Origin of the sequence: Rubrimonas cliftonensis (assembly GCF_900107585.1) — a bacterium.
Taxonomy (GTDB): Bacteria; Pseudomonadota; Alphaproteobacteria; order Rhodobacterales; family Rhodobacteraceae; genus Rubrimonas; species Rubrimonas cliftonensis.
In genome coordinates, this window is sequence record NZ_FNQM01000001.1 from 481,734 (window position 1) to 506,428 (window position 24,695).

The window sequence follows — 24,695 nt, forward strand, 5'->3', positions numbered from 1 at the left end:
CATGAGCACCCTTCTCGCCGCCGCCCTCGCGAGCGTCGCCGCGGCGCAGGAACAGCCCGGGCCGCAGCCGGCCACGCCCGCCGCAGAGACCGCGCCCCCGGCCACGCTGGAGGAGGCGCTGCGGCGCATCGAGACGCTCGAGCGCGCGCTCGTCCGCGCCGAGGCCGACGCCCGCACCGCCAGGGCCCGGGTCGGCACGCTGGCCCTGAGAGAGAGCGCCGCAGCCAACGACGCTGCGAGCTGTCGGCGGGATCTGACGCGCGCCGAGGCCGACGCGCGGCGGGCCGAGCAGGGCGAGGCGTCGGCCGAGCGCGACCGGCGTTCGCTCGAAACCCGGCTGCGCGCCGCCGAGCGCGACGCAAGCCGCGCCGAGAGCGACCTGCGCCGCGCCCGCAGCGACCTCAGACGCTGCCGCTGAGCAGCGCGCGCGTCAGGATCATCCCCGACGCGAGCGCAGCCAGCGACAGGATGAGGGGCCGCACCGAGCGCCCCGCGAGCAGACGCATCGCCGGCCGCGCCAGCGCGAAGCCCAGCAGCGCCGCGGGCGCCATGCTCAGCGCGAAGGCGAGGTCCGAAACCGCGACCTGGCCGCGCCACAGCAGCGCGCCGAGCGACAGCGCGATGCCGATCGAGAAGAAGGCGTTGAGCGTCGCCCGCGCCCGCGCCTGCGCCGCCCCCGCCGCGTGCTGGTAGAGCAGCGCCATCGGCGGCGCTCCCACCGAGGTCAGCGTGCCGGTGAGCCCCGAGAGCGCCCCGGCCGCCGCCAGCGACGCGCGCGAGATCGCGATGCGCAGTCCCGATACGCTGAGTGCGACGCCGACCAGCACGGCGAGCGCCACCATCACCGCCACCGCCTGCGGGTCGGGCGCAAGCGCCACCACGGCGGCGGCGACAAGCGCGCCCGCCGCCCGGCCCGCGACCGCAGGGGCAAGCTCGCCGCCCGAGATCGCCGAGAGGTCGCGCGGCGTGGAGAGCAGCGTCACGGGAAAGCCGACGAGCAGAACGCCCGCCGGCATGAACTGGGGCGCGATCAGCGCCACCAGCGGCGCCACGACCATGCCGAAGGCGCCGCCGGTGGCGCGCTGCGTCAGCACGCCGGCCGTCACCGCAAGGGAGCACGCCCCCCAGGCCAGCGGGGCGATGTCAAGACTGGACAGGGCGCCGGCGAGCCCGCCGCCGGTCACTCCAGCCCGCCCCGCGCGTCGTCGCGACGCAGCCGGGGCGCTGCTCCGGACCGCCCGTCCGGGGGCCTGGGGCGGCCGCCCGACGTCAGCCGATACGCCGCCCGGGCGCTCTCGCCGGGAACGAGGAACATCGCCAGCCCATAGGCGACCGCCGCCGCGCCGTGGAGCTGCCCGACCAGCGTCAACGCGGCGAGCGCCCCGTGCAGCGCAAGCGCGGCGCCCCAGCCGCCGAGGCGCATGTCGCGCAGCCGCTTGGCAGCGACGTTGAGAAACAGCGCCGCTGCGACGATGGCGGTCGCGATGCGGCCGCCGGTGTCGAAGGGGCCGCCCGCCGCGGCGACGTCCTGCGCCGCCGCCGCCGCGAGGATCGCGGTCAGCGGGCCGAGCGCCAGCCAGCGCCAGCGACCCATGCGGCCCCCGCCCCAGCGGCCGACGACGTCGAGCGCCACGTCGCGCGCCACCGCGAGCGTCCGCGAGTCGCGCGCGGCGTCCTGCGTCAGTCTCGCCGCTTCCTGCGCTGGCATCATGCGCCGTGCTCCCCTGCGCTTTCTGTCGCATCGCCCTGCGCGGCCGCCGATTGGCACTGTCCGCGCGACCGGCGCCGGGGCGAACCGTCGCCCTCTTTCGACCGGATCATGGAGGATGGTGCGATGGGCGCAAGGGAAGGCAAGCTGATCTTGGCGTTTGCTGCGGCGGCGGTCGCCGCGTCGCTGCACGTCGCGCCGGCGGCGGCCGACGAGATCGAGGACGCCATGGAGGCCGGCCTTGCCGCATACCGCGCCGGCGACGTGGCGCTCGCGCGCGAGGAGATCGATTACGCTGCGACGCTGCTCGCCGCCGCCAAGGCCGAGGGCCTCGCCGCGTTTCTCCCTCCCGCCCGCGACGGCTGGACGCGGGAGGTCTCGCAGGAGGCGCAGGCCGCCGCCGCCTTCATGGGCGGCGGGCTCACCGCCTCGGCGAACTATCGCCGCGGGTCGGACGAAGTGCAGGTCATGCTCGCCGCCGATGGGCCGATGATCGCCGGGATGGCGGCGCTGCTCGGCAATCCCGCCATCATGGCGACGCAGGGCGAGGTGCGTCGCGCGGGCCGCCAGCGCTATCTCGTCTCCCATGGCGGCGACGTCATGGCGCTGATCGACAACCGCATCCTCGTCCAGATCGACGGCGGCGCGGAAACCGATGAAAAGACCGCCTATTTCGAGGCGATCGATCTCGACGCCCTGGCCGGCTTCTGACGGTGCGGCGGCCCGTTCGCGGGCCGTCGTTTGAGCGAGCGGCGGTTTTCTGGCATGGTGACGGCTCCGTGACGTGTTCAACGGAGGTTTTGCATGACGGATCACGACAGATATGCGGCGCAGCTCAAGAGCCTGATCGACGACTACAACGCCCGCATCGCGAAGTTCGAGGAACGGATGGAGAGCGCGTCGGCGCAGGCGCGGCGGGACTACGCCGAGCGCCTCGACGAGATGCAGCGGGCGCGCGACGCGGCCGAAGAGGAAATGCAGGCGTTCAACGACGCCGCCTGGGCCGGGGCGGAGGAGATGCGCAAGGGGTTCAAGGCCGCCTGGAGCGAAATCAGCAAGGCCGCCGACCGCGCGATGTCGCGCTGAGCGCGGCGTCGAGGCAGGCGCCCATCGCGGCGGCGACGCGCGCCGCGTCCCACCCCGCCCCGAGCGGCGGCGTGTGGAGGAAGGCGACGAGCGGCGCGCAGCCCGTCGCGAGCGCCGCCCAGTAGGTCGTCTCGCAGACATAGCGGCCGGGGTCGTCGGAAAGCCGCGCGGGCGCGCCGGTCGCGCGCATCGCGTCGAGCGCCGCGGCCCATGGCCAGAGACCGTGCAGCATCCGGGCCGCGTCGTCCGGCGCGTCGCGCCAGGCCTCGGGGCGGCGCGCCCGCATCTCCAGACGCAGCCGCGGCTCGTCGGCGAGGCCCGTGAGCAGCAGAACCTCCGGGCGGACCCGCGCGACCGCGTCGAACAGGGCGCGCGGCGCGGCGTCATGGTCCACCGGCAGCGTCGCGACCGCGAGGCCGGGACGGGCGGCGCCCAGCGCCGCGACGGCCTCCCCGCTCGAATTGACGCTCCAGCGCCCGAACGGCCCGAAGCCGGTGACGAGCGCCGTCAACGCCGGCTCACTGCGCGGGGATCTCCTGCGCGGCGAACCAGGCCGCAAGATCGCTGATCTGATCGTCCTTCAGCCCGCCGGCCACGATGTTCATCTCGGGGTGGACCCGCCCGCCGGAGCGATACTCCATCAGCTGCTCGGAGATGTACTCGGCGTCGAGGCCCGCGATGCTGGGCGTGTTGGCGCGGACGGCGGCGCCGTCGCGGCCATGGCACGCCGAGCACATCCGGGCGAGCTTGTAGCCCGCCTCCGCGTCGCCCTCGGCGAGCCCGGGCGCCGCCCAGGCGAGCAGCGCGGCGGTCAGGGTCAGTCGAAGCATGTCGTTGGGCTCCCTCGAACGCGACGCGGCCCCGGCGAAGCGCCGGGGCCGCCGCCGGTCCCGGCGCGATTACTGCGCGGGCGCGGCGTAGGAGATGCGGTAGAGCGCGCCGGCGAGGTCGTCCGACACCAGGATCGAGCCGTCGCGCAGCATTCCAACGTCCACCGGGCGGCCGAGATACTCGCCGGTCTCCGCGTCGAGCCAGCCCTCCGCGAACGGCTCCATCGTCACCGAGCCGTCCTCGGCGATGAAGGACACCATGACGCGCGCGCCGACCGGGTCGGTGCGGTTCCACGAGCCATGCTGGGCCGAGAAGATCGCGTTGCGATACTTCTCGGGGAACATCCGGCCGGTGTAGAACGCCATCCCGAGATCGGCGGCGTGGGCGACGGTCTCGACGACCGGCATCACGACGTCGACGGGGACTTCCTCGCCCTTGTACTCGTTGGTGCGCACCGAGCCGCCGCCATACCACGGATGGCCGAAGTGCTGGCCCATCTCGGTCTGGCGGTTCAGCTCGCCCGGGGGGATGTCGTCGCCCATGCCGTCGACCTGGTTGTCGGTCCACCACAGCTCGCCGGTCGCGGGGTGGAAGTCCTGGCCCACCGAGTTGCGCACGCCGTAGGTGTAGACCTCACGGCCCGTGCCGTCGGTGTTGACGCGGATGATGCCGCCGATGCCGGTCTCGCGGTAGAGGTCCAGCTTCTCCTTCGGCGCCACGTTGTAGGGTTGGCCGAGCGAGATGTAGAGCTTGCCGTCCGGGCCGATGTCGCAGACGCGGGCGGTGTGGTTGAAGCTCTCCTCCTCGGCGGGGATGAGCTCGCCTTCCGCGATCACGTTGAACGCCGCGACGTCGTTGCTCTCGTAGAAGAACTCCGCCGCCGGGAACACCAGCACGCGGTTGCGCTCGGCGGTGTAGAGGAAGCCGTCGGGCGAGAAGCACACGCCGTTGGGAATGTCGAAGGGCAGCGTCGGGGCGAAGTCCTTGACCTCGTCGGCGATGCGGTCCTTGTCGCGGTCGGTGACGGCCCAGACCTTGTTCTTGCGGGTGCCGACGAAGGTCACGATGCCCTGCGGGCCGGTCGCGATGTGGCGCGCGTCGGGCACGATGGCGTAGAGGTCGATGCTGAAGCCCTCGGGCAGCGTGATGCGCTCCAGCGTCCGGCGGATCGCCTCGGCCTTCGACCCGCCCTGCTCGATGTAGGTGAAGTCGGCGCCGCCGGTCTTCTGGAATGCCGACAGCTTCTCAAGCTGCGCGTGCGCCGCGCCGCCAAAGCCGGCGAGCGCGATGCTCGCAAGCAGAATTCCGTTCAGTTTCATGGAGTTTCTCCCCGTGTGGCCGTTTCCCCCGCCACGCCGGCGCCGTTGTGTTCGGCACCTTACGCAGCGACATGCCGGACGTTAACGGATCGCGCGTGACGTGCAAGCGGAGAGGCGCGCTTTTAGAAGCGCACGCTCAGATTGAGCGAGCCGAACAGCGCCGGGTCGTCCTGCCCCTCGTATTCCCGCGTCCTCAGAACCTGCGTGTAGGTGAGTTCGGCCGCCCTGAAGCGCAGGCTCGCGCCAACCGAGAAATCGCCCACGAGGCGCTTTGCGTCGACGCGCGGCCCGTCGCGGAACGTGTTGCCCTCCAGAAAGAGGTTGCGCCCCACGAGGCGCGCCTCGGCGCTGGCGAACAGGCTCCAGCCGAAGCCGGCCTCCGGGCTGAAGAACGCCGGGCCGGAAACCGCGGGGCGGATGCGCGGCGGGCCGTAGTCCCGCCCGAGATCCTGCCCCAGCCGCACCGTAACCCCTGTCGCGGCGGAGGTGTCGACCGTTCCGACCGCGACGGAGACATGGGGAAGCACATCGGCTTCGAGGTTGAGCAGGCCGAGGTCGAGAGACACCGCCGCGCGCCGCTTCTGTTCATACAGCAGGCGGAACGCCGGCTCGTCGCCGAGCTGCGCATCCCAGCCGAGCGGATCCTCGAAGGGGCCGACGGAGTGGACGAACTTCTGGGCCTGCTCCGCCAGCGACGCCGGCCCGACCATGCCGACGTCCAGCGCCAGCGTGTCGAGCCTGTCGCCGCGGTCGGCGATGAGCGCCGCCGAAAGGTAGAGAAACCCCGCATAGGGGCGCTCGTCGGCGGGGGGCGAGGGATCGCCGATGTCGGTCGGCGTGTAGATGTTCTGGCCGAGGGCGTAGGCCACATACCAGTCCTGCGCCCGCGTCAGCCAGCCGAGGCGGTCGCGCACATACCGGCCCCAGAGCGGCAGCTCGTTGCGGCGCGACGTGTACGAAAGCCGCAGCCCGTTGGTGTAGTCGCGGTCGTCGCCGCCAAAGAGGTCGTTCTCGAAGGTGACGCTGTAGAAGCCGCCGGCATCGAAGGAAGCGGCGGTCTCCGCGGCTCCGGCCCCGGCCTCAACCTCGACCTCGGGGGCGATCGGCGCCCGCCCCTCGCCCGCGACGGCGATGGAGACGGCCGCGGCGCCGGAAGGCGCCGGCCCGGCCGGCGGCGCCTGCGCCGCCACGGCGTCGGCCACTGGGGCGGCGATCGGGGCGGCGGCTGGAGCGACGACCGGGGCGGCGCAGGCGAACGCCGCAGCCCCCAGGACGAGGCTGCGCTTTACGCGCGTTTCGGTTCTGGCCATGAGGGGGTCTCGCTCCGGATGGCGACGCGCGCCGCTGGGCGTTGAATGGTCGCTTGCGGGCGACGTTGCAAGACGGGGGGCGGTCCATGCGGCTTGAGCGGGACGTTTTCGGCGACGACGAAGGCGGCGGCGGGACGGCGCTTCTGGTGGCGCACGGGCTGCTCGGCGCCGCGCGCAACTGGGGCGCGCTGGCCAGGCGCATGGCGCGGTCGCGCAGAGTGGTGGCGGTGGACATGCGCAACCATGGCCGCAGCGGATGGAGCGACGACGTCGGCTATCCGGCCATGGCCGAAGACCTCGCGCGCGTCGTCGAGGAGGAATGCGGCGGCCGGGCCGACGTGCTGGGGCATTCGATGGGCGGCAAGGCGGCCATGGCGCTGGCGCTCACCCGGCCCGAGACGATCTCGCGTCTCATCGTCGCCGACATCGCGCCGGTCGCCTACACGCATTCGCACACTGACACCCTCGAGGCGATGGCGGAGCTGGATCTCTCCGTCGTCACGCGCCGCTCCGATGCAGACGCCCAGCTCGCCGCAAAGGTTCCCGACGCCGGCCTGCGGAGCTTCGTGCTGCAGAACCTCGCGCTGACGCCCGAAGGCGCGCGCTGGCGGCCGAACATCGCCGCGCTGCGCGCCGGCCACGCGTCGCTCGTCGGCTGGCCCGAGGAACTGTCGGACCTGCCGGACGGCGCGCTCTACTTCGGCGACGCGCTGTTCCTGCGCGGCGCGCGGTCGGACTATGTCGACGGGGCAGCGCTGCCGGCGGTCGAGGCGCTGTTTCCCGCCGCGCGCGTCGAGACGCTGGCGGACGCCGGCCACTGGCTGCACGCCGACCAGCCCGGCCCCTTCCTCGCCGCCGTCGAGCGGTTTCTTGACGGTTGAGCCGCCCATCGCGCAGCATCGCGCGATGAAGGAAGAAACCGCGCTCTGCGCCGCCATCGAGGGCTATTTCCGCAACGAGGCGCCGGCTGGCGTCCGCAAGGCGGTGGAGGCGGCCGGCAAGGACCATGCGCTGTCGGAGGGCTATCCCTATGACGCCGCGCTGAAGGGCAAGCCCTACCGCGAGGCCAACGAAGCCCTGCAGATCGAGATCGTCAAGATGCAGGCCTGGGCGCGGCGCGCCGGCGCCCGCGTCGCCATCCTCTTCGAGGGGCGCGACGCCGCCGGCAAGGGCGGGGCGATCCGGCGCTTCTCGCGCAACCTCAACCCGCGCGGCGCCCGCATCGTCGCGCTGCCGAAGCCGAGCGACGCCGAGGCGGGCCAGTGGTACTTCCAGCGCTACGCCGCCCACCTGCCCGGCCCCGGCGAGATCGCCTTCTTCGACCGCTCCTGGTACAACCGCGGCGTCGTCGAGCATGTCTTCGGCTTCTGCGGGCCGGCCGAGCGCGAGCGCTTCTTCAGGCAGGTTCCCGGCTTCGAGGCGATGCTCGTCGAGGACGGGATCATCCTCGTGAAGCTCTGGCTCACCATCGGCCGCGCCGAGCAGATGCGCCGGTTTCTCGACCGCGCGAGAGACCCGCTGCGGCGCTGGAAGCTCTCGCCCATCGACGTCGCGTCGCTGGAGAAATGGGACGCGTACTCCGCCGCCATCGGGGAGACGCTCGCGCGCAGCCACACCGCGCTGGCGCCGTGGACGGTGCTGCGCGCCGACGACAAGCGCCGCGCCCGCATCGAGGCGATGCGCGTCGCGCTGAACCGGATCGACTACGAAGGGCGCGACCTGAAGGCGGTCGGCGCCCCCGACCCCGCGCTGAGCGGCCCGCCCGACCGGATGCCGCTGGCGCAGGAATGACGGCCCGGCCTTGCGCCGGCGACGGCGCGAGGCCATCTGCGCGCCATGGTCGGACTTCCTCACCCACACCGCGACGCGCGGTTCTACGACGGCGTGCGGGGCCGTCGCGTGGCGGCCCTCCTGGTGGACGCCATGCTCGTGACCGCCGCGGCCGCCTTCGCCGTGCTCGCCTTCGGCGTGGCGACGCTCGGCGTCGGCCTCGCGCTCGGCCTCCCGATCGCGCTCACGGTCAGCTTTCTCTACCGCTTCCTCACGCTGGCGCGCTGGTCGGCGACGCCGGGCATGGCGCTGTTCGGGATCGAGGCGCGCGGATGGAGCGGCGAGCGGCTGAGCGACGCGGAGGCGGCGATCCACACCGGGGTGTTCCTGCTCTGCTTCCACCTCGTCGCGCCGCAGATGATCAGCCTAGCGCTGATGGCGCTGCGGCCCGACGGGCGCGGACTGCACGATCTCGCAATCGGCGGCGCCGTCATCAACGCGCCGGCCGACTCAGCCGCGGACATGCAGGCGGGCTGACCGCTCATCCCGCGTGACGCGGTGAAAATTCGCGTCTAGTGTTCCTGCATGGGTTGTGCGCTGGAAGGGCGCAGCCCGGACGGAGGCGCCATGAGCCACATCAACAAGAAGATCACCGCGCAGTTCTTCCTGACGGCCACGCAGCCCTGTCCTTACCTGCCCGGCCGGGAAGAGCGCAAGGTTTTCACGACCCTGCGCGGGCGCGACGCCGTGACCGTCAACGACGAGCTGTCCCTGCGCGGTTTCCGCCGCAGCCAGAGCGTCGCGTACCGACCCTCCTGCCCCACCTGCTCGGCCTGCCTTTCCACGCGGATACCCGTCGAGGGTTTCCAGGCGACGCGCAGCCAGCGCCGCATCGTCTCGCGCAACGCAGATCTCTCGCGCCGCGCCTGCGCGCCATGGGCGACCGAGGAGCAGTACGGCCTCTTCCGCCGCTATCTCGACGCGCGCCACTGCGACGGCGGCATGGCCGAGATGGACGCCTCCGAATTCGCCGCCATGATCGAGGAGACGCCGGTGCGCTCGCGCGTCGTGGAGTATCACGACCCCGCCGCCCCGCGCGGCCGCTCCCTGCGCGGCGCCTGCCTCACCGACCTCACGGCGGACGGGCTGTCGATGGTCTACAGCTTCTTCGAGCCGCAGGAGTCGCGCCGCTCGCTCGGCGCCTTCATGATCCTCGATCATCTGGAGATCGCGCGCGAGGCGGGTCTGCCCTATGTCTATCTTGGCTATTGGGTGCCAGGCTCGCCGAAGATGGACTACAAGGCCGCCTTCCGCCCGTTCGAGGTGTATGTCCGCGGCCGCTGGCGGCTGATGCGCGACGCCGCCGAGGCCGCGGCGGCCGCCCCGCGCGGCCCGGCTCCCTTCGACGCGCTCTGAGACTTGAGTAAGCCCGGGCTTATGCGCCGGCCACGTGGCCCGGACGCCGGATCGCGGCCCCGTGAGCTGGACGCCCGAGTGCGGCGGCGGCGGTCGGGCGCGACATGCACCGCTCGCAGGCCCGTGCTCACCAGGTATCGCAGCGTCCGCACCCTGCGACACGCGAATTGAACCGGTCAGTCACCGCGGCTAGCGTCAGCTCGCGATTCGGCTCACGGAGAAGCCGATGCCACCGGGGAGGAAACTTGATGGATCGTCGTTCATTCCTGAAGGCGGGCGCCGTCGGCGCCGCCGCCAGCGGGGCGCTCGCGGCGCCGGCCGTCCTCGCGCAGGACAAGCAGGTGGTCCGCATGGTCACCACATGGCCGCGCAACTTCCCCGGCCTCGGCACCGGCGCGCAGCGCGTCGCCGACCGGATCACCGCCGTCTCGGGCGGTCGCATCGAGGTCAAGCTGTTCGCAGCCGGCGAACTGGTCCCCGCCTTCGAGTGCTTCGACGCCGTCGCCACCGGCGCCGCCGAGATGTATCACGGCGCCGACTACTACTGGCAGGGCAAGCACAAAGGCTACAACTTCTTCACCGCGGTGCCGATGGGCTTCACGGCGCAGGAGCTGCAGGGCTGGGTCCACTACGGCGGCGGACAGGAACTCTGGGATGAGCTTGGCCGCAACTTTGGCGTCAAGGGCTTCCTCGCGGGCAACACGGGCGTCCAGTACGGCGGCTGGTTCCGCAACCCGATCATGTCGCTCGACGACATGAAGGGGCTGAAGATGCGCATGCCCGGCCTCGGCGGCGAGGTGCTGCGCCAGATCGGCGCCAACGCCGTCGCGCTGCCCGGCGGCGAGATCTTCCCGGCCCTCCAGGCCGGCACGATCGACGCGACGGAGTGGGTCGGCCCCTACAACGACATGGCATTCGGCTTCCAGAACATCCTGAAGAACTACATGTATCCGGGCTTCCACGAGCCGGGCTCGGGCCTTGCGGTCGGCATGAACCTCGGCTGGTGGGAGGGCCTCGACGCGGCGGACCAGGCGTTGATCGGAGCCTGCTGCACCGCCGAGAACGACGTCATGATGGCCGAGTACACCGCCAACAACGGCCCCGCGCTCGACCGTCTGATCAACGAGCACGGCGTGACGCTGCACCAGTTCCCCGACGACGTGTTCAAGCAGATCGCCGACGCGTCCGAGAACGTGGTCGCCGCGACCGCCGAGGACGACGACATCGGCAGGCGGATCTACGAGAGCTACGCGGCGTTCCGCAAGCTCGTCGCCCCGGTGACGCAGGTCTCCGAGGAGGCCTACACCATGGCCCGCGCCAAGGCGCTCGACCTCTGAAGCCGACATTCTGACCACGATGCGCCGCCGCGGCTCCGGCCGCGACGGCTTTCGGCATCCGGGCCAACCCGGAGCCTCAGGGGAGGAATTTCGCGGTGCACGCGGTCTACAAGGCGATCGACGGACTCAATGACAGGATCGGGCGCTTCGTCGCGTGGTTCACGCTGGCCATGGTGTTGATCCAGTTCGCGCTGGTGGTCGCGCGCTACGTGTTCTCGGCCAACGACCTGCTGTTTCTCTCCTCGCTCTGGTGGCAGGAGTCGATCGTCTACCTGCATGGCGCGCTGATCATGTCGGCGGCGGGCTACACCTTCCTGCACAATGGCCATGTGCGGGTGGACATCTTCTACCGCACCGCCAGCCAGCGCAGTCAGGACTGGACGGACCTGGTGGGATCGCTGCTCTTCCTGCTGCCAGTCTGCTGGCTGATCGCCTGGTCCGCATGGCCGAACGTCGCACTCTCATGGCGAAACTTCGAAGGTTCCACCGAAACTTCCGGCATCCCATTCAAGTATCTTCTCAAGAGCACGGTTCTCCTGCTGGCGGCGCTGCTCGCGCTTCAGGCGGTCTCCACCGCGCTCAAGGCCGCCCTGAGACTGATGGACGAGGACGTGGTCGACCCCTACCGCGCCGAAGAATCGCTGGATTGAGGGCCGCGCCATGATCGAGTTCATCGTCCATCACCTAGAACTTCTGATGTTCGCCGTCGCCGTGGCGCTGCTGCTGCGCGGCTTTCCGGTCGCCTTCACGCTGGCCGGCGTCGGGCTGTTCTTCGCCTTCATCGGCGCGTATTTTCAGGAAGGTTTCTTCGCCGGCGGCGACATCGGCTTCCTGCGGCCCTACTACAACCGCATCTTTGGCCTGATGGACGAGACGAACGAGGTTCTCGTCGCCGTGCCGCTGTTCATCTTCATGGGCGTGATGCTGGAGCGGAGCCGCGTCGCCGGCGAACTGCTGGAGACGATGGGGCGGCTGTTCGGCACGCTGCGCGGCGGCCTTGGCCTCTCGGTCACTTTCGTGGGCATGCTGCTGGCGGCCTCCACCGGCATCGTCGGCGCGACCGTGGTGACGATGGGCATGATCTCGCTGCCGTCGATGCTGCGCAACAACTACGACAAGGGGCTCGCCTGCGGCTCCATCGCCGCGGCCGGCACGCTGGGGCAGATCATCCCGCCCTCCATCGTGCTGGTGATCCTCGGAGACACGATCTCCAACGAATACATCGAGGCCCGCCGCGCCGTGGGCGACTGGGCGCCGGACCCGGTCTCGGTCGGCGATCTCTTCGTCGGCGCGCTGCTGCCGGGGCTGCTGCTGGTGGCGCTCTACATGATCTACCAGATCGGCCTCGCCATCTTCAGCCCGAAATCCTCTCCGGCGATGGCGATGACCGAGAAGGTCACATGGGCGGAAGTCGGTCGGGTGCTGCTGCCGCCGATCCTGCTGATCTTCGCCGTGCTCGGCTCGATCCTCTACGGCATCGCCACGCCCACCGAGGCGGCGGCGGTCGGCGCCATCGGCGCGATCCTGCTGGCCGGCGAGAAGCAGGCGGGCGCAAGCCCATGGCCGCAGTATCTCGCCGTCATCGGCGTCATCGCGGTGTTCGTCGTCACGCTGTTCTTCGACCTGCGCCTCACGCGGACGGTGATCGAGCCGAACGACCTCATCGGCATGTGGCTCGCCGGCGCGCTGCTGGCGGTGGTGGCCTGGGGGGTGGTCGTCAGCCTCGTGCGCATCTTCCGCTCAGGCATCCTCACCAACGTGATGGAGGCGACCACCAAGGTGACCTGCATGGTCTTCGTCATCCTGATCGGCGCGCAGCTCTTCAACCTCACCTTCCGCGGCCTCGGCGGTGAGGAGACGGTGCACGAGATCCTCTCCGCCGTGCCTGGCGGGGCCTTCGGCGCGATGTTCGCCGTGATGGCGGTGATGTTCGTGCTCGGCTTCTTCCTTGATTTCCTCGAGATCATCTTCGTCGTGGTGCCGATCATGTCGCCCACGCTGTTCATGCTCGGGCTCGACCCGATCTGGGTCGCCATCATGATCGCGGTGAACCTGCAGACCTCGTTCCTCACGCCGCCCTTCGGCTTCGCGCTGTTCTACCTGCGCGGCGTCGCGCCGCCGGAGGTGACCACGATGGACATCTACCGCGGCGTGATCCCCTTCGTGATCATCCAGCTCATCGGGCTCGGCATCCTCGCCGCCTTTCCGGCGCTGGCCACCTGGCTGCCGGGCGTCGTGTTCGGCTGAGCCGCGGGTGGCGCTGCGGCTGGCGCGGCGCTATCACCCCGGACGCGGCCACCCTTCGCCGCCGCCCGGAGCCCATCGAGATGACTGACGCCGCAGCCCTGACGGCGCCTGGCCCATGGCGGCGCGAAGCCGCGGCGCTGCTGGCGATGGGCGGTCCGCTGATCGCCGCCCAGCTCGCGACGATGGCGATCCAGACCACCGACATGATCATGATCGCGTGGCTCGGCCCGACGCCGCTGGCCTCGGGCGCGCTGGCGACGTCGCTGCTGCACCCGTTCGTCATGCTCGGGATGGGCGTCGTCACGGCCTCGGCGCCTCTGGTCGCGGCGGCCATCGGCGCGCGTCGGCGGCGAGACGCCCGCCGCGCCGTGCGCCAGGGCCTCTGGGCCGCCATCGCGCTGGCGCTCGTCTGCACGCCGCTGCTGACCTTCGGGGAGCCGATCCTGCTGGCGCTGGGGCAGGATGCGGCGGTCGCCGCCGGGTCAGGCGCGTATCTGCGCGTCGCCGCCTTCGCCTTCCTGCCGATGATCGCGTTTCCCGCGCTGCGCGGGTTTCTCGCGGCCCATGGCGAGACTCGGGTCGTCCTGTGGGCGACGCTGGTCGGCGTCGCGGTCAACGCGCTCGGCAACTACCTGCTGATCTTCGGCAGCTTCGGTTTTCCTCGGCTGGAGCTCGCCGGCGCCGGCGTCTCCACGCTGCTGACCCATGCGGCGATATTCGGCGTCGTGGCGGTCCATGCCGCGCGCCGCCACCGCCGCTATGCGCTGTTCGCCCGCTTCCATCGCGCGGACTGGGCGAAGTTCCGCGCAATCTTCCGCCTTGGAACGCCCATAGGGCTGATGATGACGGCGGAGACGGGCATGTTCGCCGGCGCCGCGATGCTGATCGGCTGGATCGGGCCGGAGGCGCTGGCCGCCCACGCCGCCGCCGTGCAGATCGCCTCGATCTCCTTCATGGCGCCGCTCGGCTTCAGCCATGCGACGACCGTGCGGGTGGGTCTGGCGGCGGGAGAGCGCGACGCCGGCGCCGTGGCGCGGGCGGCGTGGCTCTCCCTGACGCTGACCTGCGGTTTCATGGCGGGCGTGGCGGCGCTTTTCCTGCTCGCCCCGCAGGCGCTGATCGGGCTGTTCCTGGCGCGCGACGAGGCCGCGGCGGCCTTCGGGCTCGCGGTCGGCTATCTCGGCGTCGCGGCGCTGTTCCAGCTCGTCGACGGCGCACAGGTCAGCGCGGCGGCCTCCCTGCGCGGCCTGGGCGACACGCGCGCGCCGATGCTGATCGCCATCGCCGGCTACTGGGTTGTGGGCTTCCCGGCGGCGTGGCTGCTCGCCTTTCCGGCCGGGCTGGAGGGCGTGGGCGTCTGGCTGGGGCTGGCGCTCGGTCTCGCCACCGCCGCCGCCCTGCTCATCGCGCGCATGGCGCAGATGCTGCGGCGCTGAAGGCGGGGCCGTGGTGGCCCCGCCCTCGACGGCGGATCAGCCGCGAGCCTCGCCCACGGCGCGCCAGGCCAGCGGGAACACCATCGCGGCGAGCGCGGTCTTGAGCACCATGCCCGGCATGAACGGCCACAGCCCCCAGTCGAGGATCGGCTTGTCCCAGCCGTAGAGAACGCCGAGCCACATCACGCCCGGCGCGAAGATCAGCGCGTTGCCAGCCAGCATCGCCAGCGAGACGTTCAGCCAGGAGCGGTCCCACCCCCTGCGGGCGCACCAGCCAAGGAAGCCCGCCGCGAGCACGAAGCCGAGCAGGTAGCCGCCGGTCCCGCCCATCATGTAGGCCAGCCCGTTCTCGGCGGCGGAGGAGCCGGTGAAGACGTCGAAGCCGACCGCGCCGACCAGCAGATAGGCCAGCATCGTGACGCCGCCGAGGCGGAAGCCGTAGGCCGCGCCGATCGACAGCACCACGAAGCTCTGCATCGTGATCGGCACCGGCCACATCGGGACCTTGATCTTCGCCGCGACCGCCATCGCCGCCACGCCCAGCGCCACCAGCGCCACGCGCTTCGCCCAGAGCGCGGCGCCTTCCGCCGGCGCCACAGCCTCGCTCAGAACCCTCGACATCGCCGTTCGTCTCCCTCGGGAATTGCCGAGGCGAGCCTATGCGGCGGCGCGGCGACCCGCAAGCGACCCGAACGGGCGAGAACGCCCGCGCGCTCGGGCGCGCAAGTCTCAGGCGCGGATGTAGCGCGTCGTCGCGGCGTAGTCCTTCTTCGGGCCCTTCACGCGCCAATGGGCGTGCCAGCTCTCCGCGGCGAAGCTGTAGCGCACGGCGTAATGGTCCTCGCCGCACAGGTGCTCGCTCTCGCATTCGGCACGGCCCCAGTCGAAGCGGTGGAACGGCGCGCCGTCCTCGAAGAACACCGCCACCTGCGTCGCCCCCTCGGGCTTCCACAGATAGACGCGCGCCGCCGTCATGCTCGCCTGCCCCAGCGTCAGACGGCCCTGCTCGGCGTAGCGCATGTCCTCGCCGACGCCCGTGATCCGGGCGAGCCCCTGGAACCGGCCCGAGGGGCCGCCAGCGTAGTCGGTGATCTCGCGCCGCGTCTGCCAGACGCCGCCGAACCGCGCTTGAGTTGTCAGCCCCATGGCCGGGTGCTACCCCGCCGCCGTCGCCGCCGCAACGGCGCGGCGCGTGTGCGAGAAAGGCCCCGCCCCATGGTCCCCCGCTATTCCCGCCCCGAGATGGTCGCGATCTGGTCGCCCGAGACCAAGTTCCGCATCTGGTTCGAGATCGAGGCGCACGCCTGCGACGCCCAGGCCGCGCTCGGCGTCATCCCGCAGGAGGCCGCCGAGGCGGTGTGGACGGCGAAGGACGTCGCATTCGACGTCGCCCGCATCGACGCCATCGAGGCGGAGGTGAAGCACGACGTGATCGCCTTCCTGACCCATCTCGCCGAGCATGTCGGGCCCATGGCGCGCTACGTCCATCAGGGGCTGACCTCGTCGGACGTGCTCGACACCTGCCTGAACGTCCAGCTCACCCGCGCCGCCGACATCCTGCTCGCCGATCTGGACGCGCTGCTCGCGGCCCTCAAGGCCCGCGCGCTGGAGCACAGGAACACCGTCTGCATCGGGCGCAGCCACGGCATCCACGCGGAACCCACCACCTTCGGGCTGAAGATGGCGCAGGCCTACGCGGAGTTCGCCCGCGCCCGCGCCCGGCTGGTCGCGGCCCGCGCGGAAGTGGCGACCTGCGCCATTTCCGGCGCCGTCGGCACCTTCGCCAGCATCGACCCCGCAGTGGAGGCCCATGTCGCTGCGCGACTCGGCCTCGCGATCGAGCCGATCTCCACCCAGGTGATCCCGCGCGACCGCCACGCCGCCTTCTTCGCCTGCCTCGCGGTGATCGCAAGTTCGGTGGAGCGGCTGGCGACCGAGGTCCGCCACCTCCAGCGCACCGAGGTTCTGGAGGCGGAGGAATACTTCTCGCCGGGCCAGAAGGGCTCCTCCGCGATGCCGCACAAGCGCAACCCGGTGCTGACGGAGAACCTCACCGGGCTGGCGCGGCTCGTGCGCGGCTACGCCATGCCGGCGATGGAGAACGTCGCGCTCTGGCACGAGCGCGACATCAGCCATTCCTCGGTTGAGCGCGCCATCGGCCCCGACGCCACCATCACGCTCGATTTCGCGCTGGCGCGGCTGACCGGCGTGATCGCGAAGCTCGTCGTCTATCCCGAGGCCATGGAGAGGAATCTCAACAAGTTCCGCGGTCTTGTTCACTCGCAGGGCGTGCTGCTGGCGCTGACCCAGGCGGGGCTGAGCCGGGAGGACAGCTATCGCCTCGTCCAGCGCAACGCCATGAAGGTGTGGGAGCAGGGTGCCGACTTCCTCACCGAACTGAAGGCCGACGCCGAGATCACGGCCGCGCTCGACGGCGCGACGCTGGACGCGATCTTCGACCTCGCCCGCCACACCCGGCAGGTGGACGCGATCTTCGCGCGGGTGTTCGGCGAGGCCTGAGCCCCGCCGGCACGCGTCGGCTCAGGCGGAGCGGGTTCCCGCGCCGCGCGGACGCCCGACGATGGAGCGCGCCACCAGCCAGCTGACCGGCGCCGCCGCGACGGCGCCGAGAAGCGCCGCGACGATCATGGCCGGACCGTTGTAGAGCTGCTCGACGAACAGCGTGACCGTGAAGAAGACCCCCATCATCACGGGCGCGACGATGCCGTAGAGCACGGCGGCGATCTTGAACATGACATCCTCCATTGATCGAGCGACGCCGCACCGATAGCGCGGCCCGGCAGGCGGGCGCCTTGATCCAGAGCAAGGCGCCCGCCCGGCCTTGCCGCCGCGCCGCGCGCGACCATTTGTTCGCCGGCGCGACGCGCATGACGTGCGCGAGTCCGACGAGCGCGCATGACGCGCGCAGGGAGATGAACGATGTTTCGACGCGCCTTCCTCATGGCCGCAGGCCTCGCCGCAGCCGCCGCGCTGTCAGCGCTCGCCTCGCCGCGGCCGGCGCGGGCCGCGGACGCCACGGCCCACGACTTCGCCTTCGCCAACATCGACGGCGGGCCACTGCGGCTGGCGGATTACCAGGGGCGGCCGATCCTCGTCGTGAACACGGCCTCATTCTGCGCCTTCACGCCGCAGTATGAGGGTCTTCAGGCGCTGTGGGAGACCTATCGCGAGCGCGGCCTCGTCGTCGTCGGCGTGCCGTCTCAGGACTTCAATCAGGAATACGACGACGCCGGCGCGGTGAAGGATTTCTGCCAGGTCAACTACGGCATCGACTTCCCGATGGCCGACATCACCAAGGTGAGGGGAACGGACCGCCATCCGTTCTTCGCCTGGGCCGCGCGCAGCTTCGGCGAGCGGAACGCGCCGCGCTGGAACTTCCACAAGTACCTGATCAACGGCGAGGGCCGCGTCTCGGCCGCGTTCGGCTCCGGGGTCGGCCCCGCCTCGCCGGAGATCACCTCGGCCATCGAGGCGCTGCTTCCCGCCGGCTGAGCCCGAGGCCGCCGAGCAGGGCGGTCACAGCGTCGCGGCGAGCCCCGCGGCGCCGAGGGCGGCGGCAAGCACGCCGACCAAGGCCTGCGCGAGCCCCGCCGCGCGAGCGAAGCCCGGCCCTGCGGCGAAGGCGGCGGCCTGCCGCGCGCCCGCCGCGGCCGCAGCGGCGCCGGACGTCACGACCGCCGTTCCGGCCGCCATCGCGAGCGTCGCGAGGACGCCCGCCACGGGGGCCCCGGCGCCCCAGGCCAGCGCCAGCGTCAGCATCGCGCCGCCGCAGGGCCGCGCGGCCGTGGCGAGGATCAGGCCCAGCGCCATGCGCCAGTCCGCGTCGCGCGCCAGCGCCGGGTCCGGCCCGTGATCGTGCCCGCAGCCCGCGCCGCAGCCATGCGACGCCGCCGGCCGCAGCAGCGCGCGCCCGCCCCGCCAGAGCAGCCAGAGCCCGAGCAGCGCCAGCATGGCGTGGCCTGCCGGGGCGAAGGCCGCGTCGCTTCGGGTGATCGCCAGCGCCCTGGCGCCGCCGACCAGCCACAACCCGCCATAGACGACGAGCACCGCCGTCAGCCCCTGCGCCAGCGAGCCCAGCACGGCGATCAGCGCCAGCCGCCCCGCTCCGGCGCGCGTTCCCGCCGCGGCGGCCGCCATCAGCGCCTTGCCGTGCCCCGGCCCCGCCGCATGGGCGAGACCATAGAGCGCCGCCGCCCCCATCAGCGTCGCCAGCGCGAAGGGCTCGCCGCCGCGCACGCCCGCCACGCCGCGCGCGAGCCAGTTCTGCAGCGCCCGCTGCACGGCGACCGCCTCCTGCCCCAGCATCGCGAAACCGTCGAGCCGCCAGATCGCGAACGCCGCCGCGGCGACCGCGACGAGCGCCGCCAGAACGAGGCGCCTGCCCCCGACGGACCAGCTGCTCATGGCGAAAGGCTCACGGCCGGACTCCCGGCGCGGCTCACGGCGCGGCTCTGGGCGCACGCGCCCGGCATGTGAGCGCCGCGCTGTCGGCGAAGACGCGCCCGACCTGCGGCGTCTCGGGCGTCTCGTCCATGCCCAGCGCCATCAGGGCCGACTGGAGAGCGTCCGTCTCCTGATTCGGGGCGAAGGGGCGCAGCACGGCGCTGCAGTCCTCGGCGCCGGGGCCTTCGACGCGCGGCGCCTCCAGCATCGAATAGGCGACGAAGAAGGTCGGGTCGTAGACTTCCGCCAGCACCGCGCCGGCAGAAGGGTCCACCGGCGCCGCGAGCGGGCGGTCGAAGGCGATCCGCAGCCGCCCGTCCGCCACCTCGGCCGACACCGCTTCGGCCGGCGCGAGCGCGATCTCGGCCTCGTCGTAGCGAGCCGCGCCCGCGCCCCCGAAGTCGCGCGCCCAGTCGGGCTGGAGGGCGGCGAGGGCAGCCAGCGCCGCGGCGTCGGGCGCGGCCACCGGGTCCATCCCCATTTCAGCCAGCAGCAGCATCGAGTAGAACGCGTCGAAGGCCCATGTGACCCGAAGCGCCTCCAGCGCGCCGCCCTCGCCCAGCCGGAACACGATCTCGGCGTCGACGAAGACGTGCGGATGCGCCGCCGCCGGCCCCGCGACCGGCGAGAGCGCCGCAGAGGCGGCGAGCACGCGAAGAATCCCCTGCCTGATCATGCGCGGACAGTCCCGCGCCGCGACGCGCCGCGCAAGGCTCACATGGCCGCGGACAGGCAGTCGACCATCCCGGCGGCGAGCCTGCGGATCAGGGCCGGATACATCCCGGCGCCCGGCTCCAGCTGGGCGCCGATCGGGTCGAGAACGCCCGCGCGCGCGTCCGATCCCTCGATCACGGTCGCCACCAGCGCCGGCTCGAACTGGGGCTCGGAAAAGACGCAGACCGCGCCGCTCGTCCGCACCACCTCCCGCGCCTCGGCGACGCGGGCCGCGCCGGGGCTCGTCGCCTCGCTCACCGAGACGGCGCCGGCGGCGGGCATGTCGAAGCGGCTCTCGAAGTACTGATAGGCGTCGTGGAAAACGAGATAGGATCGGCCGCGCACGGGCGCGAGCGTCTCCGCGACCTCCGCCGCGAGCGCGACGTATTCGGCGCGGGCCCCGGCGGCGTTGGCGTGATAGGCGGCGGCGTTGGCCGGGTCGGCCTCGGCGAGCGCCTCGGCCATCGCCTCTGCCCAGGCGGCGGCGTTCATCGGATCGAGCCACATGTGCGGATCGAAGCCCAAGGCCGCGTGGCCATGGTCGTCGTGATCGTCCTGCGCCGCGTGATCATGCGCGGCGTGGGCGACGTGAGCGCCGTGCTCCTCGTGCGCGGCGCGTCCGTCATGGCCCTCGCCGGCGTGGCCCACCTGGTTGGCGTCCGCGTGATCGTCGTCCGCGTGATCGGCGTGTTTCCCATGCTCGTCGTGGTCGCCATGCCCTGCGTCATGCGCGTGGTCGTCATGCGAGTGGTCGTCATGGGCGTGATCTTCATGGCCTTCGTCATCGTGCTCTTCGCCATGCGCGTGGGCCGGGAAGGCCGCGCCCGTGCGCACCGGCAGACGTGCGGCGCCCGGGACGTCGCTGAGGCGCAGCTGCGCGGCGTCGCCGCCGAGCGTCTCCACGGCGTCCTCCAGCCAGGGCGTCAGCGAGGGGCCGACCCAGATGACGAGCTGCGCCGACTGCAGCGCGCGCGCCTCGGAGGGCCGCATCGCGTAGCCGTGCGGCGAGGCGCCCGGCCGCATCAGCAGGCCTGGCGCGCCGACGCCCGCCATCACCCGCGCCGCCACCGCGTGCGCCGGGCCGATGTCCACCGCCACCCGCGGGGCCGCCGCCGCGCCGGCGCCCAGCGCCATCGACCCGCACAGCACCATCGCCGCCGCCATTCCCTTCGCCATGTCCGCCGCTTCCTTTCAGTCAAGGCGCGCCTTGCGGGGCGCGCCGCGCTTCTGTAACGCTTGCGATACACCTAGTAATGTTATGCTGTAACGGTCAAGGCGCATGGCGAAGCGATCCGACACCGGGGAGGCCCCGCCGCTGGGCTTCGTCGAGCACGACCATGGCGCCTGCCGCGCGGCGGCGCTCGCCCATGCGCGCGCGGTCTGCGTCGAGCGCGGGCTGAAGCTGACCGAGACGCGGGCGGCGGTGCTCGACATCCTGCTCGAGTCGCACGCGGCGCTCGGCGCCTACGAGGTGCTCCGCCGGCTCGGGGCGGCGCGCGGCTCCGCGCCGCAGCCGCCGATCGCCTACCGCGCGCTCGACTTCCTCGTAGCGAACGGCCTCGCCCACCGCATCGAGCGCCTCAACGCCTATGTCGCCTGCGCAAGGCCCGGCGCCGACCACGCCGGCGCCTTCATGATCTGCAACGGCTGCGGCGCCGTGGCGGAGATACCCGGCGAAGCTGCGGCGAAGGGCCTGTCGCGGAGCGCGGACGCGCTCGGCTTCGACATCGCCCGCGCGGTCGTGGAGGCGGAGGGCTCCTGCCCCGCCTGCCGCGCGGCGTCGCCGGAGAGCGGGTCTTGAGCGGACGCGCCCTCATCACGGCGCGCGGCCTGGGCGTGCGTCACGGCGCGACCCAGGCCCTGCGCGACGTCGATTTCGAGGTGCGCGCCGGCGAGATCGTGACGCTCATCGGGCCCAACGGCTCGGGCAAGACGACGCTGCTGCGCGCGCTCATCGGCGCCGCGGCGCCGAGCGCGGGAACGGTGACGCGGGCGAAGGGGCTGCGCATCGGCTACGCGCCGCAGCGGCTGGCGCTGGACCGGACCATGCCGATGACGGTGGCGCGCTTCCTGGCGCTCGGCGGCGGCGGTCGGACGGAGCGCGCGGCGGCGCTGGAGGAGGTCGGCGCTCCGGACATCGCCGAGCGGCAGCTCGCGGCGCTTTCCGGCGGGCAGTTCCAGCGCGCGCTGCTCGCCCGCGCCCTGCTGCGCAAGCCCACGCTGCTGGCGCTGGACGAGCCGACGCAGGGGCTCGACCAGCCCGGCGTCGCCGCCTTCTATGCGCTGGTGGCGCGGGTGCGGCGGACGCTGGGCTGCGCGGTGCTGATGGTCAGCCACGACCTGCATGTGGTGATGCGCGAGAGCGACCGCGTCGTGTGCCTCAACGGCCATGTCTGCTGCGAAGGTGCGCCGACCATCGTCTCGGCCTCGCCGGCCTACCGCGCGCTCTTCGGGACGGAGCCGGAGGGCGCGCTCGCGCTCTACCGCCATGCGCATGACCACCGCCACGACGGCGCCGAGGCGCCCGGCTGCGGCCATGGCCATGGCGGGCCCGTCGCGCAGGCCGCGGCGCAGGCGGCGACCGCCGAGCGGGTGGACTGATGCTCGACGACTTCCTCGTGCGCGCCATGCTGGCCGGGGTCGGGGCGGCGCTGGCCGCCGCGCCGCTCGGCTGCTTCGTCGTCTGGCGGCGCATGGCCTATTTCGGCGACGCCACCGCCCACGCCGCCGTGCTGGGCGTGACGCTCGCGCTGGCGACCGAGGCGCCGCTCTTCGCCGGAGTGCTCGCGGCGGCGCTGGCGATGGCGGCGCTGATCTCCGTCGCCTCGGGCCGCGCCTTCGCCGCCGACACGCTGCTCGGCGTGGCCGCGCATTCGGCGCTGGCGGCGGGGCTGGTGGCGGCGGCGTTCCTGCCCGGCGTGCGGCTCGACCTAATGGGCTATCTGTTCGGCGACATCCTAGCGGTCTCGCGCGCCGATCTGGCGCTCATCTGGCTCGGCGCCGCCGGGATCTGGGGGCTCATGGCGTGGCGCTGGCGCGCGCTGCTGACCGCGACGCTGAGCGAGGATCTCGCGGTCGCCGAGGGGATCGACCCGCGCCTCGAACGTCTCGCGCTGATGCTGGCGCTGGCGCTGCTGGTGGCGCTGGCGCTGAAGGTGGTCGGCGCGCTGCTGATAACGGCGCTGCTGATCATCCCCGCCGCCGCCGCGCGCGGACTGGCGCGCACGCCCGAGGCGATGGCGGGCTTCGCGGCGCTGTTCGGCGCCGCGGCGAGCCTCGCCGGCCTCCGGCTCTCATGGACGCAGGACACTCCCGCAGGCCCGTCCATCGTGCTCGCGGCGGCGGGCGTGTTCCTCGCGGTCACGCTGGTCGGTGCGGTCGCGCGGGCGTGGCGAGACGGCGCGCGCGCGAAGCCGTGAACCGCGAGGCGGTTCATCCGAGGGTTGCGGCAAAGCGCCGGGCGCCATCCCACGGCGAGACGGCGCAGGTTTGCACGGCAAACGCATCAGGAGGTAGCATGTACAACTGGAGCTTGGCCGCGCTCGCCGCGGCGGCGCTCGCCGTCGCGCCGATGGCGGCGGACGCGCACGGCCCCTCGCGCCAGAAGGTCACCGAGACGGTCGCCGTCGCAGCGGCGCCCGACGCCGTTTGGGCGCGCATCGGGAACTTCCAGGACATGAGCTGGCACCCCGCCGTCGCCCAGACCACCGGCGAGGGCGGCAACGCAATCGACGCCACCCGCGAACTGCGGCTCGGCGACCCGCAGGGCCCGACCATCGACGAGGTGCTCTACAAGTACGACGCCGCCAAGCGCACCTACTCCTACCGCATCGAGCAGGTCGAGCTGACGACGCTGCCGGTCAGCAACTACTCCGCGCACCTCACCGTGAAGGACGGGCCGAACGGCGGCTCGGTCATCGAGTGGCGCGGCGCGTTCTACCGCGGCTTCCCCAACAACGATCCGCCGCCCGAGCTGAGCGACGAGGCGGTCGTGAACGCCGTCACCTCCGTGTATCGGCTGGGGCTCGACGCGCTCCAGGCCGAGTTCGGCGCGGCCAACTGACCCGGGCGGTCGCCGCAGCGCTCTGCGTGCTCGCCGCCGCCGCCGCGCAGGCCGGCGGCGGCGTCGCCTACATCACGAACCAGGGCGACGACTCGCTTTCCGTCGTCGATCTGGCGACCGGCGTGGAGACCGGCGTCCTGTCGATACCGGGCCGCCCCGCCGGCGTCGCAGTGGCGCCGGATGGGCGCGTCTGGGTCACGAGCCCCGAGACCGGCGCGCTGACCGTCCTTGACCCCGCTACGGGCGAGACCCGCGCCCTTGCGCTCGGCGGCGGCCCGCTCGGGCTCGCGGTCAACCCCGTGACCGGCGCGGTCTACGCCGCCGACTGGCACGGCGACCGGCTTTTCGTGATCGAGGGCGACCGGCTGGCGCGCGAGGCGGCGACGGGCGACAGCCCCTCCGGCGTCGCGGTGACGCCCGACGGCGCGACGATCCTCACCGCGGACCGCGACGACGACCAGATCTCCGTCTTCGACGCGCGGACCCTGGAGCGCCGCGCCGTGATCCCGGTCGGCGAGCGTCCCTTCGGCGTCTCGATCGACGCGGCGGGCGCCGTCGCCTATGTCGCGAATGTCGGCTCCAACGACGTCAGCGTGGTGGACATCGCCGCCGGCGCGGTGGTCGCGACCGTGCCGGTCGGCGAACGACCCTATGCGGTGGCGCTGGCCTCCGGGCGCGGTTTCGTCACCAATTCCTACGGAGACAGCGTCACCGTCTTCGATATCGAAACGCTGGCGCCACTGGCCGCCATCGACGTGGGCGAGTACCCCGAGGGCGTCGGCGCCAGCCGGGACGGCGCCCGCGTCTATGTGGCGAACTGGATGACCGACACGCTGAGCGTCATCGACGCGGAGAGTCTGGAGGTGATCGCGGAGATCGATGTCGGCTCGGGCCCCCGCGCCTTCGGCGACTTCATCGCCGACTGAGCGGCCTACCGGGCGGTCGACTGGGCGGTCGACTGAGCCGAAACGCGGCGACGCCACGGCGCGTTAAC

General features: G+C 72.3%; 30 protein-coding genes. 18 read left to right on the forward strand and 12 right to left on the reverse strand.

The window, feature by feature from the left end:
* The first annotated feature begins 1 nt into the window (after position 1).
* Positions 2-418 (forward strand): hypothetical protein, encoded by a 417-nt coding sequence (locus BLW43_RS02230; protein WP_139283956.1) that lies wholly within the window; start codon positions 2-4, stop codon positions 416-418.
* On the opposite strand, the gene BLW43_RS02235 is transcribed toward BLW43_RS02230, so the two are convergent.
* Both BLW43_RS02235 and BLW43_RS02240 read right to left on the reverse strand, forming a co-directional pair.
* Entirely contained in the window at positions 402-1,184 is a 783-nt protein-coding gene (locus tag BLW43_RS02235) for a TSUP family transporter (RefSeq protein ID WP_093247922.1), read from the reverse strand. The two genes, BLW43_RS02230 and BLW43_RS02235, sit on opposite strands and share 17 nt — an antisense overlap.
* Positions 1,181-1,711: a hypothetical protein gene (locus BLW43_RS02240; RefSeq protein ID WP_093247923.1), complete on the reverse strand. Its 531-nt coding sequence runs from the start codon at positions 1,709-1,711 to the stop codon at positions 1,181-1,183. Before BLW43_RS02240 ends, BLW43_RS02235 begins: the two co-directional genes overlap by 4 nt.
* A gap of 123 nt (positions 1,712-1,834) precedes the next feature.
* Between BLW43_RS02240 and BLW43_RS02245 the strand changes: the two genes are divergently transcribed.
* Positions 1,835-2,419 (forward strand): hypothetical protein, encoded by a 585-nt coding sequence (locus BLW43_RS02245; RefSeq protein WP_093247925.1) that lies wholly within the window; start codon positions 1,835-1,837, stop codon positions 2,417-2,419.
* A 93-nt stretch (positions 2,420-2,512) separates the two neighbouring features.
* Positions 2,513-2,794: a sll1863 family stress response protein gene (locus tag BLW43_RS02250; RefSeq protein WP_093247927.1), complete on the forward strand. Its 282-nt coding sequence runs from the start codon at positions 2,513-2,515 to the stop codon at positions 2,792-2,794.
* Here BLW43_RS02250 and BLW43_RS02255 read toward each other — a convergent pair.
* From BLW43_RS02255 to BLW43_RS02270, 4 genes are all read right to left on the reverse strand, one after another.
* On the reverse strand, positions 2,760-3,305 hold the full coding sequence (locus tag BLW43_RS02255; protein WP_093247929.1) for a pyroglutamyl-peptidase I family protein: 546 nt from the start codon (positions 3,303-3,305) through the stop codon (positions 2,760-2,762). The two genes, BLW43_RS02250 and BLW43_RS02255, sit on opposite strands and share 35 nt — an antisense overlap.
* Positions 3,306-3,312: 7 nt before the next feature.
* Positions 3,313-3,624, reverse strand: a complete 312-nt coding sequence (locus BLW43_RS02260) for a c-type cytochrome (protein WP_093247932.1) — start codon at positions 3,622-3,624, stop codon at positions 3,313-3,315.
* Between the two features lie 69 nt (positions 3,625-3,693).
* A complete protein-coding gene (locus BLW43_RS02265; RefSeq protein WP_093247934.1) occupies positions 3,694-4,944 on the reverse strand; it encodes a PQQ-dependent sugar dehydrogenase in 1,251 nt (416 codons plus the stop codon).
* 122 nt (positions 4,945-5,066) lie between these two features.
* A complete protein-coding gene (locus tag BLW43_RS02270; protein ID WP_093247937.1) occupies positions 5,067-6,254 on the reverse strand; it encodes a lipid A deacylase LpxR family protein in 1,188 nt (395 codons plus the stop codon).
* 86 nt (positions 6,255-6,340) lie between these two features.
* Between BLW43_RS02270 and BLW43_RS02275 the strand changes: the two genes are divergently transcribed.
* From BLW43_RS02275 to BLW43_RS02310, 8 genes are all read left to right on the forward strand, one after another.
* Positions 6,341-7,135: an alpha/beta fold hydrolase gene (locus BLW43_RS02275; protein WP_093247945.1), complete on the forward strand. Its 795-nt coding sequence runs from the start codon at positions 6,341-6,343 to the stop codon at positions 7,133-7,135.
* A 25-nt stretch (positions 7,136-7,160) separates the two neighbouring features.
* Positions 7,161-8,045, forward strand: coding sequence for a polyphosphate kinase 2 (gene ppk2 / locus BLW43_RS02280; protein ID WP_093248184.1), 885 nt, complete (start codon positions 7,161-7,163; stop codon positions 8,043-8,045).
* Positions 8,046-8,090: 45 nt separating this feature from the next.
* Positions 8,091-8,561 (forward strand): RDD family protein, encoded by a 471-nt coding sequence (locus tag BLW43_RS02285; protein WP_093247953.1) that lies wholly within the window; start codon positions 8,091-8,093, stop codon positions 8,559-8,561.
* A gap of 90 nt (positions 8,562-8,651) precedes the next feature.
* Positions 8,652-9,440 (forward strand): arginyltransferase, encoded by a 789-nt coding sequence (locus tag BLW43_RS02290; protein WP_093247959.1) that lies wholly within the window; start codon positions 8,652-8,654, stop codon positions 9,438-9,440.
* A 248-nt stretch (positions 9,441-9,688) separates the two neighbouring features.
* The gene (locus tag BLW43_RS02295; protein ID WP_093247968.1) at positions 9,689-10,777 is read left to right on the forward strand and encodes a TRAP transporter substrate-binding protein; all 1,089 of its coding nucleotides are present in this window, start codon (positions 9,689-9,691) and stop codon (positions 10,775-10,777) included.
* 95 nt (positions 10,778-10,872) lie between these two features.
* Positions 10,873-11,427: a TRAP transporter small permease subunit gene (locus tag BLW43_RS02300; RefSeq protein WP_245730881.1), complete on the forward strand. Its 555-nt coding sequence runs from the start codon at positions 10,873-10,875 to the stop codon at positions 11,425-11,427.
* A gap of 10 nt (positions 11,428-11,437) precedes the next feature.
* Positions 11,438-13,024, forward strand: coding sequence for a TRAP transporter large permease (locus BLW43_RS02305; RefSeq protein WP_175478717.1), 1,587 nt, complete (start codon positions 11,438-11,440; stop codon positions 13,022-13,024).
* A gap of 80 nt (positions 13,025-13,104) precedes the next feature.
* Positions 13,105-14,460, forward strand: a complete 1,356-nt coding sequence (locus BLW43_RS02310; RefSeq protein WP_093247969.1) for an MATE family efflux transporter — start codon at positions 13,105-13,107, stop codon at positions 14,458-14,460.
* Positions 14,461-14,496: 36 nt separating this feature from the next.
* Here the strand turns inward: BLW43_RS02310 and BLW43_RS02315 are convergent, their stop codons facing one another.
* The gene (locus BLW43_RS02315) at positions 14,497-15,081 is read right to left on the reverse strand and encodes a biotin transporter BioY (protein WP_093247970.1); all 585 of its coding nucleotides are present in this window, start codon (positions 15,079-15,081) and stop codon (positions 14,497-14,499) included.
* Positions 15,082-15,189: 108 nt separating this feature from the next.
* Positions 15,190-15,606 carry a DUF6314 family protein gene (locus BLW43_RS02320; RefSeq protein ID WP_093247972.1) on the reverse strand — a complete coding sequence of 139 codons (417 nt, stop codon included), beginning with the start codon at positions 15,604-15,606 and terminating at the stop codon, positions 15,190-15,192.
* A gap of 69 nt (positions 15,607-15,675) precedes the next feature.
* Here BLW43_RS02320 and purB point away from each other — a divergent pair, with 69 nt between their 5' ends.
* Positions 15,676-16,980 carry an adenylosuccinate lyase gene (purB, locus tag BLW43_RS02325; RefSeq protein ID WP_093247974.1) on the forward strand — a complete coding sequence of 435 codons (1,305 nt, stop codon included), beginning with the start codon at positions 15,676-15,678 and terminating at the stop codon, positions 16,978-16,980.
* 21 nt (positions 16,981-17,001) lie between these two features.
* Here the strand turns inward: purB and BLW43_RS02330 are convergent, their stop codons facing one another.
* Positions 17,002-17,214 carry a hypothetical protein gene (locus BLW43_RS02330; protein WP_093247975.1) on the reverse strand — a complete coding sequence of 71 codons (213 nt, stop codon included), beginning with the start codon at positions 17,212-17,214 and terminating at the stop codon, positions 17,002-17,004.
* A gap of 186 nt (positions 17,215-17,400) precedes the next feature.
* Between BLW43_RS02330 and BLW43_RS02335 the strand changes: the two genes are divergently transcribed.
* On the forward strand, positions 17,401-17,973 hold the full coding sequence (locus BLW43_RS02335; RefSeq protein WP_245730882.1) for a glutathione peroxidase: 573 nt from the start codon (positions 17,401-17,403) through the stop codon (positions 17,971-17,973).
* 24 nt (positions 17,974-17,997) lie between these two features.
* Here the strand turns inward: BLW43_RS02335 and BLW43_RS02340 are convergent, their stop codons facing one another.
* The 3 genes from BLW43_RS02340 to BLW43_RS02350 form a co-directional block, all read right to left on the reverse strand.
* Entirely contained in the window at positions 17,998-18,885 is an 888-nt protein-coding gene (locus BLW43_RS02340) for a nickel/cobalt transporter (protein ID WP_093247976.1), read from the reverse strand.
* A gap of 34 nt (positions 18,886-18,919) precedes the next feature.
* A complete protein-coding gene (locus tag BLW43_RS02345) occupies positions 18,920-19,576 on the reverse strand; it encodes a DUF1007 family protein (protein WP_175478718.1) in 657 nt (218 codons plus the stop codon).
* Between the two features lie 62 nt (positions 19,577-19,638).
* The gene (locus tag BLW43_RS02350) at positions 19,639-20,814 is read right to left on the reverse strand and encodes a zinc ABC transporter substrate-binding protein (RefSeq protein WP_093247979.1); all 1,176 of its coding nucleotides are present in this window, start codon (positions 20,812-20,814) and stop codon (positions 19,639-19,641) included.
* Positions 20,815-20,917: 103 nt separating this feature from the next.
* On the opposite strand from BLW43_RS02350, the gene BLW43_RS02355 reads away from it, so the two are divergent.
* The 5 genes from BLW43_RS02355 to BLW43_RS02375 all read left to right on the forward strand — a co-directional run bounded on the left by BLW43_RS02355 (position 20,918) and on the right by BLW43_RS02375 (position 24,627).
* On the forward strand, positions 20,918-21,439 hold the full coding sequence (locus BLW43_RS02355) for a Fur family transcriptional regulator (RefSeq protein WP_093247980.1): 522 nt from the start codon (positions 20,918-20,920) through the stop codon (positions 21,437-21,439).
* The gene (locus tag BLW43_RS02360) at positions 21,436-22,239 is read left to right on the forward strand and encodes an ATP-binding cassette domain-containing protein (protein ID WP_093247981.1); all 804 of its coding nucleotides are present in this window, start codon (positions 21,436-21,438) and stop codon (positions 22,237-22,239) included. The genes BLW43_RS02355 and BLW43_RS02360 overlap by 4 nt, the downstream gene beginning before the upstream one ends.
* Positions 22,239-23,057, forward strand: a complete 819-nt coding sequence (locus tag BLW43_RS02365) for a metal ABC transporter permease (protein ID WP_093247982.1) — start codon at positions 22,239-22,241, stop codon at positions 23,055-23,057. The genes BLW43_RS02360 and BLW43_RS02365 overlap by 1 nt, the downstream gene beginning before the upstream one ends.
* A gap of 98 nt (positions 23,058-23,155) precedes the next feature.
* The gene (locus BLW43_RS02370) at positions 23,156-23,701 is read left to right on the forward strand and encodes an SRPBCC family protein (protein ID WP_093247983.1); all 546 of its coding nucleotides are present in this window, start codon (positions 23,156-23,158) and stop codon (positions 23,699-23,701) included.
* A 26-nt stretch (positions 23,702-23,727) separates the two neighbouring features.
* Complete coding sequence (locus tag BLW43_RS02375; RefSeq protein ID WP_217632080.1) at positions 23,728-24,627, forward strand: YncE family protein; 900 nt, start codon at positions 23,728-23,730, stop codon at positions 24,625-24,627.
* Positions 24,628-24,695 lie beyond the last annotated feature (68 nt).